Below are 12546 nucleotides of genomic sequence, written 5' to 3' on the forward strand. Positions count from 1 at the left end.
TGACAGGTTTGAAAATGGTGAGGCCGGAGTTAACCATGAAATGGTTCTGCGACCTATGGCTGGACATAAAAAGTCATGACTGCTTCGCGGTCGCTACTTAGCCTTGAGCTGGAGAAACGACTGATGCAAATCCGACGCCCAGCCATCGATGACACCTTTGACATCATCGGGTTTCATCACCTGGGCTTCGTTGGACAACGGCTTACCCGTGCCCTTGCGCACCACCTGGGCGACCACTGCATTGTTGCTGCCGTCGAGGAATACCGCTTCGGTACCCAGCGTGGTTTCCTGGTCGCGAATGCCACTGGCCGTACTGACCGCGGCCGCCACCAGCGCGATGGGCACCACCTCATAAGGCTTCAGGCCCTCGGTCTTGCTGCTGACGGCGGTGATAGCCGCACGCATCACCAGTACACCCGGCCCTGGACCGGTCGCCAGGGGCAGGGATTTCCCCGCTTCCCGCTTGAGCGCCTGATCGTAATAACCGGTAATGCCGGACAAGGTGGCCTGGGGGATCTTCACGGTCGGCTGTGGCTTGGGGTAAAGCTGTGTCGGCTCGACGTAAAGGCTGGTGTATTTGCTCAGGTCAACCGTGGGGTCGACCCAGCGCATCACTTCGGCCCCCGACGGGGATTTCTCCTCCTTGAGGCGGCTGTAGTCCCCCAGGAATCCGGAGTATTCATCCGGTTGGGTGATCTTGCTGGAGCAACCAGCCAGGGCAAGCGAGGCCATGCACACGGTGCCGATCAGAGACGCGAAGTTCATGCTGTCACTCCTGTAAGCCACACGAAACGGGGCCGGGAATTACAGGTATAGCCAATGAACGGTTTTTTGCCTGCTCCAATAAGCAGAAGTGACGTAGCGAGGCCTTTGCCCGCCAGGGCCTTCAGCCGCGCTCACGAGGTATCAGGCTCTGCAACTGCTGCGCGAGGAAGTCCGCGTCGAAGGTAAAAGTATCCGGATCCTTCAACCCGTTGGTTCGGCGCCATTGCCATTGCAACGAAGGCGGCAGGCAAACCAGCGAGATGCTGCCGTAACGTGTTGCGGTCAGGCCCATGATCGCCAGGGAAATCTGCCCGCCGGCCCCCATCACGTCCGGTATGAACTCCACCGGTTTGCCGGTGATGGACACTGTCAGTTTTTCAGTCTTGAAGCCGGAGGTTTCCTCCGGAACGCTCGGGCCGTGGGCCACATACGCCTCACGGGTCAGTGTCAGAAGGCCGGGAGCCAGGACCGGTGCCAGCCATTGCTCGATCTGCCCGTACAACGCCTCGATCTGCGCGGCCCACACCGCCGATTGCGTCTCGTGCTGTTGCTTCTTGTGCGCCTCGCTGTCTGCGTAATGACGAAGCATCTCGCCTAGCTGCTGTACATCGTCCATGCGCTGTTCCTCTATAAGGGATGCTGCAAAGCACGATGATGACAGGTTCAAGACGCAGGCGTACGCAAATGCCAATGCGCCTCAGAAAACAGATCCCTCAGCGCAACCGCGCCATGGCCTGGGTGTCCAGGGCGACACCTGTGGGAGCAAAGCTTGCTCGCGATTGCGGTGACCCCGCTTGTATCAATGCTGACTGTGCCACCGTCTTCGCGAGCAAGCTTTGCTCCCACATGGGTTGGGGGCTTCAGTACTCTCCTCGCCTACTGATGCTGCACCTGAACCATTGAGTTCACCTGCACTCGCGCCTGCATCTGTTCCGCCCCGCCACCCCGGCGCATGCCGCGTACCGGACAGGCGTCGAGGTAGTCCAGGCCGACCGCCAGTTTCAAATGCCGATCCGGACAGGTCAGGCGATTGGTCACGTCGAAGCTGTACCAGCCATCCTCCAGCCAGGCTTCAGCCCAGGCGTGGCTCGCCAGATGACTTTCATCTTCGGTGCACAGGTAACCGGAGACATAGCGTGCCGGAACCCCCAGGCTGCGCGCGCAGGCCAGAAATGCGTGGGTATGATCCTGACAAACACCCGCGCCCCCGGCAAAAGCATCTGCGGCGGTACTGCTGACCTCGGTCGTGCCCGGGCTGTAGGGCATGCGGGCAGCCAGGCCGTTCATCAAATCGGTCAGCGCCGAGCGATCACGGCGGGCTGCGCATTGCTCCACAGCGAAGGCTGCGAGAGCGTCATCGGCCTGGGTGAGACGACTGGTACGCAGAAATGGCAGCGGTGACTGGCTGTCCGGCTCCATCTGCACCGCCTGATTGATCTCGACCTCGCCATAAGCCGTCAGCACCAGAGCGCCATGGGGCTCGTCCATGGTCATCACATGCAGGATATTGCCGTAGGGATCGAGCTGGCTGCGCACCAGCCGTGGTAGCTCCAGGTGCCATTGCAGGATTCGCTGGCGCTGGCTGTCCTTGGGGGTCAGGCGCAGGAACTGGATGCTGGTGCACACTTCATCGGCATAGCTATAGGTCGTGTCGTGGCGTATGGAAAGTTTCATACCACCTCCAGATAAGACTCGTGAACGGTCTGGCCCAGGTGACGAATCTGGCCAATAAGCTCGGTCAGCCACTGGTGCAGGCCCGATGCCAGGATCTCGTCGATGCCGGAGTAGCGCAGCCGCGCGTTCAGCTCAGCGGCCAGGCGTTGGGCCGGGCGGCCATTGTTGCCCGGCAGGCTGGAGAGAATCTGGTCCAGTTCCTCGATACAGGCATGCAACGAGCGCGGGACGTCGGCGCGCAGCAGCAACATTTCCGAGACTTGCTCGGCGTTGGGCGCATTGCGGTAGATCTCGTTGAACGCCTCGAACGAAGACAACGCGCGCAACAAAGCACTCCACTGGTAATAACCACGGGCCGAGTTGTCGCTGACCTCCTCCGACTCCTCACCAAACATTTCATAACGGGCGTCCAGCAGGCGCAGGGTGTTGTCCGCCCGCTCGATAAAGGTTCCCAGACGAATGAAGCTATAGGCATCGTTGCGCATGATGGTGCCCGAGGTCGCGCCACGGAACAGGTGCGAGCGCTCCTTGACCCACTCGCAGAAATGGCTGATGCCGTAGCGCCCCAGACCGTTGCTGGCAATGTTACGCATCTCCAGCCAGGTGGCGTTGATGTTCTCCCACATGTCGGCGGTGATGCGTCCACGCACCGCATGGGCATTGGTCCGTGCTGCCCGCAGGCAGCTGTAGATGCTCCCGGGATTGGTTTCGTCCAGTGCGAAAAAATGCAACATGCGTTCAGTGTTGAGCGCGTCATAACGGGCGTTGTAATCATCCAGCGTGCCGGCCGCCAGCAACGACATCGCCAGCTCGGCATGCCCGTCGCTACGCCCGGCCTGGGGCATGAGCGACAGCGAGTAACTGACTTCGAGCATACGCGCCAGGTTCTCCGCGCGCTCCAGGTAGCGGGACATCCAATAGAGGTCAGAAGCGGTTCTTGAAAGCATGTCTTAGTCCTCCACTACCCAAGTGTCTTTGGTGCCGCCGCCTTGGGACGAGTTCACCACCAGCGAGCCTTCGCGCAGCGCCACGCGGGTCAGCCCGCCGGGCACCAGGCGGGTCTCCTTACCTGACAACACGAACGGACGCAGATCGATGTGGCGCGGGGCAATGCCACTCTCGACGAAGGTCGGGCAGGTGGAAAGGCTTAGCGTTGGCTGGGCGATATAGGCTTCGGGGCGAGCCTTGAGACGTGCGCGGAAGTCTTCGATTTCTGCCGCAGTGGCAGCCGGCCCCACCAACATGCCGTAGCCGCCGGAACCCTGGGTTTCCTTGACCACCAGATCGGGCAGGTTGGCCAGCACGTGGGACAGATCCTGGGGCTTGCGGCACTGCCAGGTCGGCACGTTCTTCAGGATCGGTTCTTCGGTGAGGTAAAAGCGGATCATCTCGTCGACGTAAGGGTAGATCGACTTGTCATCGGCCACGCCTGTGCCAACCGCATTCGCCAGCACCACGTTGCCCGAACGGTAAACGGCGATCAGCCCGGGAACGCCCAACATGGAGTCGGGGTTGAACGACAGCGGATCGAGGTAATCATCATCAAGGCGGCGATAGATCACATCCACCTGCTTGGGGCCTGCGGTGGTGCGCATGTAGACATGGTCGTCGCGCACGAACAGGTCGGCGCCCTCCACCAGCTCCACCCCCATTTCACGGGCCAGGAACGCATGTTCGAAATAGGCACTGTTGAAGCGACCGGGGGTCAGCACCACGGCGGTCGGGTTATCCAGCGGACTTGAACTCTTGAGGGTATCAAGCAACAGATTCGGGTAGTGATCGATGGGCGCCACGCGCTGGGCGGCGAAGAGTTCGGGAAACAGGCGCATCATCATCTTGCGGTCTTCGAGCATGTAGCTCACGCCGCTGGGCGTACGCAGGTTGTCCTCCAGCACGTAATAACTGCCATCACCGTCGCGAACCAGGTCGACACCGGCGATGTGGGCATAAATGCCTCGGTGCAAGTCCAGCCCTTGCATCGCGATTTGATAACCCTCGTTGGCGAGCACCTGCTCGGCCGGAATGACTTTTTCCTTGAGGATCCGCTGCCCGTGATAGATGTCGGCCAGGAACATGTTCAGGGCCTGGACCCGCTGAATGCAGCCGCGCTCGACCATCTTCCATTCGCTGGCCTTGATGCTGCGAGGAATGATGTCGAACGGAATCAATCGTTCGGTACCCTGCTCGTCACCGTAAAGGGTGAAGGTGATACCGGCTCGATGAAACAGCAGATCGGCTTCGCGACGACGCTGGTCCAGCAACTCCAGCGGCGTGTCCGCCAGCCAGCGTGAGAAGGCTTGATAGTGCGGGCGGCAGTCACCCTTTGCATCATACATTTCATTAAAAAAAGCTTGGGGCATAGCCAACTCCCAGCCGCGTTCTACACGGCATTTTTTATCACTTCGTCATTCCAATGGTCCGGCCTTGCTTTGTTTTAATGAACCCTGTTTCTCTCAGCACCTCGATAGGCATTGGTCTGTGATCTGGCCTTTGCGTCTGGATGACGTGCGCCCCTGATTAAATCCGCGTAATGAATACTCCCCTGATAACGCCGCCGGGTTGGTGGCCTGTCTTTGAGCCGTAGCAAAGGCTGTGCCTAAGCGCGGCGCACCAGGGCATTACTGGAAAAACCATCGTAAATGTACGCCTTGGCGAAATTTATTGTCATTTTTGCGACACAAATTCATTCAAAGGCTGAAACGTTTATTTCAGTTTTTTCCTACACGCTCCAGAACGGGTCGAATCGGTGCAATAAGTCGGGTAACAAGTCTGTAATGCCCTGAAAGAGGGAAATTTTTACTCACTGCTTTCGGAGCGCCTGACAGGCGATCATTCACCTTTAGGTTTTCCCATGCGCCAAGGGCAGAGCTTAGTCCAATCAACCTGACGCATCGGGTGATGCGGACTTGGGCTGCCGCTCCCCCACTGCCAATGTGGGAGCGAGCCTGCTCGCGATGGCGGCCTGACTGGGACAACGATGTCATATCTGCCAATTCCCCCCACTTCCCCGCCGTCGCCCCGCAAACTTCTGTTCAGCGCCGATAGACCTTAATAACTTAACCGTTCAACGGATCAACTCCTCTATAAGGCCCGAGGCATTGCATTCGCGGTGTCCGTAACGGTTTTCCTGGTCGCCTCGCTGGGCTAAGTCAACACCGACATCTACGGCTACCGGCTACTGCCGGGCGTGTTGTTCATCTTCCTGTGTGGCAGCTACCTGTACCACGCCCAGGCCAAAGGACTATGGATCGCGTCCATCACCACGGTCGTGGCAGCGCTAATGTTCCTGGCTTGCATTGGGTTTACCGGCGGTGCATTTGCTCACCAGGCTCAAGCATCACTGGTTGGATGAGCTTCTGGGAAACATCAGCTATGGCGTGTTCCTCAACCATTTTGTGGTGATGTACGTACTGCGGGCGTTCTGGCCGGTTGAGTACAGCGCTCTGATGATTACGCTGGTGCTGGTGTTGTCGCTGGCATTGAGTGGCTTGTCGTATTACTGCGTTGAGCGCCCGGCGCTGAAGCTGCGCCACGCCTTGAGGGCGGGCGCTAAACGTGACTTCGCGCAGGTAGCCGTTGGCCGTACACTGGCTTAGCTGCTGATCCGTATAAAAAAATGCCCGGAACTCAATTTCCGGGCACTTTTTGTTTCAGAACAGCGCACTCAGAACGTCACGCTGGCACTCAGGCGGGCCGTACGCGGCTCGCCGACACTGACTTGCACTTGGCTGCCGGTGGACGACGGGTAGTACTGTTTGTCGAACAGATTGTCCACGTTCAACTGCAGCGACGTCTTGTGCCCGAACACTGGCGACTCCCAGCGCAGGAAGGCGTCGGCCACGGTGTAGCTGCTGAGCCAGAAATCGTTGGCGTTGTTGGCAGCGCGCTCGCCGACGTAGCGCGCACCGGCGCCGGCACGCCAGGCGCCGAATTCGGCAGGCACGTTCAGGCGGTGAGTCAGGTACAGGCTGGCGGTGTGCTTGGGTGCGTTGGCCAGGCGGTGACCTTCGTCATCCGGATCGTCGAGAATTTCCGTGTGGGTGTAGGCGTAGGTGCCGATCAGGTCCCAACGCTCGGCCAGGCGGCCGGTGATGTCGAGTTCCAGGCCTTGGGAGCCGACTTTGCCGGCGGCCTCCGCCAGGGTCGCACCATTGACAGTGGAGGACGTCACAACGTTCTTTTTCACGATATCGAACAGTGCCAGATTGATATTCAGCCCCGGCAATGGATCGTACTTGGCGCCCACTTCGTAACTGCGCCCCTCCTCTGGTTTAAAGGTGCTGAGGTTGTCGTCGACGGTATCGTTGGGCTTGAAAGAGCGACTGTAGTTGCCATACAGAGACAGGGTCTCGTTGGCTTTATAGACCAGTCCCAGGAACGGAACAAAGGCATCACCATTGTCGTCACGAACAGGCACGCTGGTGATCAGCCCTTGCTTGCTGAACTGGTCGTAATGCTGGTAGCGGCCACCGAAGACCAGGATCCAGCGATCATCCAGGTGCCAGTTGTCCTTCAAGTACACCGAGCTGGAAGTCAGTTTGTTGCTCAAGTCGCTTTGGCCCGGATTGATGACGCTGGGTTCTTCCAGACCGCCGTACACCGGTGCTGTGATGTCGAAACCGGCTTGATAGGCGCCACGGTAGGTCTTGCCACGGAACTGATCGGATACCTGGTTATCAACGCCGATCAACAGGTCATGACGCTGACCGAATAGCTCCTGCTTGCCGATGAAATCCCAGCTGGCGTAGCGGGTTTCATCGTCGTAGTGCGCGCCGTTGGCGGCACGCTGAAAAACACCGCCGCTTGTCATCCGCGGCTGCGCAATCGAAAGGCTATACCGGTCATTGTTCCAGCCATAAATCACGCGAGTCTTCCACGCCTCGCTCAGCTCATACTCAAACCGCGCTGTCGCCGTTTCGCGAATCCCCACGCTCTTGGCCCAAGGCTCATCAAGGCGCTTGTTGTAGTCAATGTCGGCCGGATGCCCATTGGTGAACACCGTGCCGCGGTCAAACGGATTGGAATATTCGTTGTACTCATAACTCAGGTTCAACGAGGCCCGCTCGCCCGTCCAGGCCAGGGACGGGGCGACCAGCGTGCTTTCGTTGACGCCGTAGTTGCGCCAATAATCCTCATGACCGCGCTCGGCAATCAAGCGGTACGCCAGGCCGGTGTCGCCCAGCGGCCCAGTGGTGTCCAGGGCCATGGTGCCGCCGCCTTCGCTGTAGGCCGAGCCGCTCAGCGTCGTGCTCTGGGTGTATTCGGGCTTCTTGCTGATGATGTTGACCAGGCCGCCGGGCTCCTGCGCGCCGTACAACATCGAGGCCGGGCCCTTGAGCACTTCGACCCGCTCGGTGGTGGCACTGAAGTTGCGCCCCAGGTTCGAACGCACGCCGTCACGCAGGATCGAGCCGTCATCGTTGGTGCCGAAGCCGCGTTTGACCAGCGAATCCCGCGAACCGCCGAGGGTGTTGCCCTGGCTGACGCCGCTGACAAACTTCATCGCATCGCCCAGCGAGCGCACCTGATAGTCCGCCAGGGTCTGCTGGGTCACCACGTTGATCGACTGCGCCTCTTCCTTGATCGGTACATCGCTTTTGCTCGCCGTGCTGGCTTGCGACGCCGTATATCCTTCGTCCTGAGTGATGCGACTGCCCTGGATGTCCGTGGTTGGCAGTTCGAGGATGTCCTGCGCCCACAAAGGGCTTGCGATGAAACAGCAGGAAAGCGTAGGCAAGACGCGTTTGAAAAGGACTTTGCGGATAGCGAGAGGGGTGGAACGATTCAAGACGCAGCACTCACAGAGGGATGTTAATGAGAGAGAATATACTTTGAGAATGATTCCCAGTAAATATTTCTCACGTTTTCCCGCTTGACCCGCGCAAAAAAGAAGACGCCGGATTGCTCCGGCGCCTTCATCGTTGCCACCCTTTTATCAGGGTTTACCGCAAATCAATGATCGACGGCTGCACCTGCCCCCCTAGGAACCCGGATATCTTCCACCAGGTGCTGGATATGCTCCGGCGGTGGCGCGGTAAAGCGTGACACCACCAGCGCGGCCGCAAAGTTGAAGAGCATCCCCAGGGTGCCGATGCCTTCCGGCGATACACCCAGCCACCAGTGATCGGCGGTGTTCATCGCCGGATTGATGAATTTGAAATAGACGATGTAGCTGAACGTGAACGTCAGCCCGACGATCATGCCTGCAATCGCGCCTTCGCGGTTCATGCGTTTTGAGAAAATCCCCATGACAATCACCGGGAAGAACGAGGACGCCGCCAGTCCAAAGGCGAACGCCACCACCTGGGCCACGAATGCCGGCGGGTAGATGCCGAACAACCCGGCGATCAGTACCGCCACGCCAGCGGCGATCCGGGCGGCCAGCAGCTCTTGCTTTTCAGTGATCTTGGGCATGATGTTGCTTTTGAGCAGGTCATGGGAGACCGATGTGGAAATCACCAACAGCAACCCCGCTGCCGTCGACAGCGCCGCCGCCAGGCCACCGGCGGCAATCAGGGCGATCACCCAGCCGGGCAAGCCGGCAATCTCCGGATTGGCCAGAACCATGATGTCGTTGTCGACATACAGTTCGTTGGCCACCGGTGAAACCTGGTTGCTCAGCAGCCGCTGCTCGTTCGCCCCGCGTTCACCCGTGAAGCTCGGCGCGCCGACCAGGGCCGCACCCGGGCCATACTGGATGATGCCGTCGTTATTCTTGTCTGCCCAAGCGATCAGCCCCGAGTTTTCCCACGTCTTGAACCAGGCTGGCGCGGTGGCGTAGCTGATGTTGGGGATCGAAGTCAGCAGATTGGTGCGCGCGAAAGCCGCCACGGCCGGCGCTGTAGTGTAGAGAATGGCGATGAACAGCAGTGCGTAGCCTGCTGACTTGCGCGCATCACGCACGGTCGGCGTGGTGAAGAAGCGCACAATCACATGAGGCAAGCCCGCGGTCCCGACCATCAGCGCCATGGTGATGAAAAACACGTCGGTGGTCGATTTGGTGCCGTCGGTGTAGGCCGTGAAACCCAGCTCCGCACCCAGCCCGTTGAGCCGCTCGATCACACTCTGGCCGGAGCCGGTGACCTCGCTGATGAAGCCCAGTTGCGGGATCGGATTGCCGGTGATCATCATCGAGATATAAATGGCCGGCACCATGTAGGCAAAAATCATCACGCAGTACTGCGCCACCTGGGTGTAGGTGATGCCCTTCATGCCGCCCAGCACGGAGTAGAAGAACACGATGGCCATGCCGATCATCACGCCGGTATTGATATCCACTTCCAGGTAGCGGGAGAACACAATGCCCACGCCGCGCATCTGCCCCGCCACATACGTGAAGGAAATGAAGATCACGCAGATCACCGCCACCACTCGCGCCGTCTGCGAGTAGTAACGCGCGCCGACGAACTCCGGCACGGTGAACTTGCCGAACTTGCGCAGATACGGCGCCAGACACATCGCCAGCAGCACATAACCACCGGTCCAGCCCATCAGGTAGACCGAGCCGTCATAGCCGGCAAAGGCGATGATCCCGGCCATGGAGATGAACGAGGCGGCCGACATCCAGTCGGCCCCGGTCGCCATGCCATTGAGTACCGGGTGTACGCCTTTGCTGGCGACGTAGTACTCGCTGGTGGAGCCGGCACGCGTCCAGATGGCAATGCCGATATAGAGCGCAAAGGACGCGCCGACGAACAGGTAGATCAGGGTTTGGGTATCCATGCTCGTCGGCCTCAGTCTTCGTGGACGTCATATTTGCGATCGAGCTGATTCATCTTCCAGACATAGAAGAAAATCTCGAGCACAAAGACATAGATGGACCCCTGCTGGGCGAACCAGAAACCCAGGGGCGTACCGAAGAAGCTGATGGTGTTGAGCTGGTCAACCAGCAAAATGCCAAAGCCGAACGACACCAAGAACCAGATTGCCAGCAATACCAGCATCCAGCGCAGGTTTTCCGTCCAGTAGGCACGCGCAGCCTGTTGTTTTTGAGTGGACATGGAAATCAACTCCCGTTGTTTTTATTGTTTTCCACTCAAACCGTAGCAGTCGCTGGGCAGAGCGCTAGTACGACTTTCGTCTAACCCCCCTCCCCTGGTTATTGACATTCGCCTTCCCCACTTAACGGAACGGCTTGAAGATTGCGAAAACCCTCATCGCGATATCAAATCGCCCATTTCCCTAAAGCTTTGCCGTACGCGGTCGAATGTATGCCATCGAAGTGTTTTTTTACCCGGGAGCAACGGATGCAGACGCTAAAGGCCTTGTACGAGTCTATCGAGATGCAGTTTTTCGATACGCTCACCAAAAAGCTGTCGAGCCTTTTTCTGCTGGTCGTGGTCAGTGGACTGCTTTACTGGGTGGCGGTCAGTGCCCGCGCCGACATTGTGCTGCAGTTGCACACCGCGCAACTGGACCCAGCGCTACTGGGGCAAGTCGAGGGCCGGCTCGACAGCCTCACCCATGCCCTGCTCTTCGGCGCGCTGCTGACGCTGTGCATGATCAGCTTCATGGTCTGGTACTTTCGCCACCTCATCGTGCGCCCCGTCACGGCCATGACCAAGGCCCTCGAGGAGATCGCCAGCGGCGAAGGCGACCTGTCCAAAGACCTGCCCCTGGTGACCCACGACGAAATCCGCGTGCTGGCCGACACCTGCAACCGTTTCCTGGCCAAGCAGCGGGAGATCATCAGTAATGTCCAGGCGCTGACCGTGCACATTGCGGTCGAATCGGCGCGCTCGTTGAAAAACATCAGCGACTCCAGCGACAGCGCTACGCACCAGGCCCGCTTCGCCAAGGAAGTGATGGACCAGAGCAACACCGCCGTGGGCCGCATTGAAGAAGTTTCACGCCAGACCCAGGGCATCTCCAGCACCACCGCCCAGAACCTGAGCATGGCCCGCGACTCCTATGCCGAGCTGCTGGAAGTGACGGGCAACATCAGCGAAATCTCCAGCAGCCTCAATGAATTCGCCACGCTGGTAGGCGCCCTGAACCAACGCTCTTCCAGCATCAAGTCCATCGTTGGGCTGATCCAGCAGATCTCTGCCCAAACCAACCTGTTGGCCCTCAATGCAGCCATCGAAGCCGCCCGGGCCGGTGAAAGCGGCCGGGGTTTTGCCGTGGTGGCCGATGAGGTGCGCACACTGGCGCAGAATGTCAGCCGGGCCACGGACGATATCTCGCGCAACATCGACGCCATGCTCGAAGAAGTCAGTTCCACCCATGAACAGACCAACCAGATCAGCCACAGCGCCCGGGAAACCCAGAAAGTCGTGGAGCGCGCCTCGGGCCATTTCGAAAGCATGATCGGCGACTTCGAATCCACCAATGGCAAGTTGGCCGATATCGCTTCCCATATCCAGTTGTTCGCCGAATCCAACACAGGCATCAACGAACGGGTCACGCAGATCCATGCCGACAGCCAGTCGATTGACCAGCGCATGCAGCATTCGGCAACGGCTACCCGTGATCTGTCCGGTGTCGCTGAAAAGGTCCAGGCATTGTTGGGCCGGTTTGTGCTCGGCCACGGCAAGCTGGATGCCGCCATCACCCGGGCCAGCCAGTGCCGCGACAGCCTCCAGGTTCAGCTGGAAGCGCTGCAGCAGGATGGCCTCAACCTGTTCGATCAGAACTACCAACTGATTCCCGGCACCGATCCCAAGCAGTACATGACCAGCTACACCGAGCGTTTTGCCCAGGTGTGCCAGGAGCAATGCGACAAACTCACCCGCAGCACCCCGGGCGGTAAAGTCTCATTCATCGTCGACACCAAGGGTTATTGCCCGGTGAACAACAGCTGGGTTTCCAAACAACCGACGGGCGAGCGCGCCGTCGACCTGCCGGTGTGCCGCAACAAACGGATCTTCAACGACCCGATCGGCCTGCGCGCGGCGGGCAACACCCAGCGCTTCCTGCTCCAGACCTACCTGCGCGATACCGGGGAAATCATGACCGAGATCGATGTACCGTTCTTCTTCGGTGGTCGCCATTGGGGCAACTTGCGGGTCGGGTTCGATGCGGCGGTGTTGTTGGCGGAGTGATGCATTGCAATTGGTTCGGTGGCGAAGCAAATCCCGAGGCCATCCTAAAACAACTGTGGGAGCG

The 12546-nt window shown here is 59.3% G+C and carries 9 protein-coding genes and 1 pseudogene; 2 read left to right on the forward strand and 8 right to left on the reverse strand.

What is annotated here, in order from left to right; all coding sequences use genetic code 11:
• Positions 1-93: 93 nt before the first annotated feature.
• The 5 genes from MA884_RS24620 to MA884_RS24640 form a co-directional block, all read right to left on the reverse strand.
• Positions 94-765, reverse strand: a complete 672-nt coding sequence (locus MA884_RS24620; RefSeq protein WP_256232951.1) for a DUF3313 domain-containing protein — start codon at positions 763-765, stop codon at positions 94-96.
• A gap of 121 nt (positions 766-886) precedes the next feature.
• Positions 887-1381 (reverse strand): hypothetical protein, encoded by a 495-nt coding sequence (locus tag MA884_RS24625; RefSeq protein WP_256232952.1) that lies wholly within the window; start codon positions 1379-1381, stop codon positions 887-889.
• Positions 1382-1641: 260 nt separating this feature from the next.
• Entirely contained in the window at positions 1642-2439 is a 798-nt protein-coding gene (locus MA884_RS24630) for a transglutaminase family protein (RefSeq protein ID WP_256232953.1), read from the reverse strand.
• The gene (locus MA884_RS24635; RefSeq protein WP_256232954.1) at positions 2436-3386 is read right to left on the reverse strand and encodes an alpha-E domain-containing protein; all 951 of its coding nucleotides are present in this window, start codon (positions 3384-3386) and stop codon (positions 2436-2438) included. The genes MA884_RS24630 and MA884_RS24635 overlap by 4 nt, the downstream gene beginning before the upstream one ends.
• A gap of 3 nt (positions 3387-3389) precedes the next feature.
• Entirely contained in the window at positions 3390-4799 is a 1410-nt protein-coding gene (locus tag MA884_RS24640) for a circularly permuted type 2 ATP-grasp protein (RefSeq protein ID WP_256232955.1), read from the reverse strand.
• Positions 4800-5515: 716 nt separating this feature from the next.
• Here MA884_RS24640 and MA884_RS24645 point away from each other — a divergent pair.
• Positions 5516-6035 (forward strand): annotated as a pseudogene (locus MA884_RS24645) (acyltransferase); the annotation flags it as partial.
• Between the two features lie 68 nt (positions 6036-6103).
• Here the strand turns inward: MA884_RS24645 and MA884_RS24650 are convergent.
• From MA884_RS24650 to MA884_RS24660, 3 genes are all read right to left on the reverse strand, one after another.
• Positions 6104-8227: a TonB-dependent siderophore receptor gene (locus tag MA884_RS24650; RefSeq protein ID WP_256232956.1), complete on the reverse strand. Its 2124-nt coding sequence runs from the start codon at positions 8225-8227 to the stop codon at positions 6104-6106.
• A 164-nt stretch (positions 8228-8391) separates the two neighbouring features.
• Positions 8392-10161: a sodium:solute symporter family protein gene (locus tag MA884_RS24655; protein WP_256232957.1), complete on the reverse strand. Its 1770-nt coding sequence runs from the start codon at positions 10159-10161 to the stop codon at positions 8392-8394.
• Between the two features lie 11 nt (positions 10162-10172).
• Positions 10173-10439 carry a DUF4212 domain-containing protein gene (locus MA884_RS24660; protein WP_047230535.1) on the reverse strand — a complete coding sequence of 89 codons (267 nt, stop codon included), beginning with the start codon at positions 10437-10439 and terminating at the stop codon, positions 10173-10175.
• Positions 10440-10685: 246 nt separating this feature from the next.
• On the opposite strand from MA884_RS24660, the gene MA884_RS24665 reads away from it, so the two are divergent.
• Positions 10686-12482, forward strand: coding sequence for a methyl-accepting chemotaxis protein (locus tag MA884_RS24665; protein ID WP_256232958.1), 1797 nt, complete (start codon positions 10686-10688; stop codon positions 12480-12482).
• Positions 12483-12546 lie beyond the last annotated feature (64 nt).

Source organism: Pseudomonas sp. Q11 (assembly GCF_024494355.1).
Lineage (GTDB): Bacteria > Pseudomonadota > Gammaproteobacteria > Pseudomonadales > Pseudomonadaceae > Aquipseudomonas > Aquipseudomonas hefeiensis.